Annotated in this window: 1 pseudogene; it reads right to left on the bottom strand. The window is 41.4% G+C overall.

The window, feature by feature from the left end:
* A pseudogene (locus R7190_RS30965) lies at positions 1-223 on the bottom strand (chemotaxis protein); the annotation flags it as partial.
* Positions 224-512: the final 289 nt, after the last annotated feature.

Here is a 512-nt window from a genome sequence, read left to right as displayed (position 1 = left end):
CCAGTACGCCGGCTGTTAGTCCACGCTCGACAGCGAGATTATGCGCAAGGTTGTCGTAGTGGGTGATTAAGGTCACTAGCTGCTGATCTTTCAGGGCTTGGTGGGACTGAGTGTTTAAATTGATGGTGTGCTGAACCGCAAGAAAAATAGCAAGTAATAATGGGACGCCTGCAACAACACTGACCATGATATAGAGGGGAAACTGACGAACGAACGCAAACATAGAGCTCTCCTAGGTACCAACCGTGAAATCCATTTACTGAGGTATTTTTCCCCATTAATTAGCAGTATAGGGTAAAAATATGAAAGCTAATGGATAATCATAAAGTAGTAGTTGGTTTTTTGCTGAGAAAGTGATTAGTAGCAATGTAACAAGTGGCATATTTGCATGCTATTGCATTTTGCAAATGCAATTTGCGAATATGCTGGTTAATAATGCGTCGATATGCACCTGGATCTATTAAAAAACGGCTTTTTTAAAGTTGGCACGCATCGTGCTTTATCTAGAGTGA

Source organism: Vibrio sp. 1078-1, from assembly GCF_033340475.1.
This window is presented reverse-complemented; position numbering and strand designations above follow the sequence as displayed.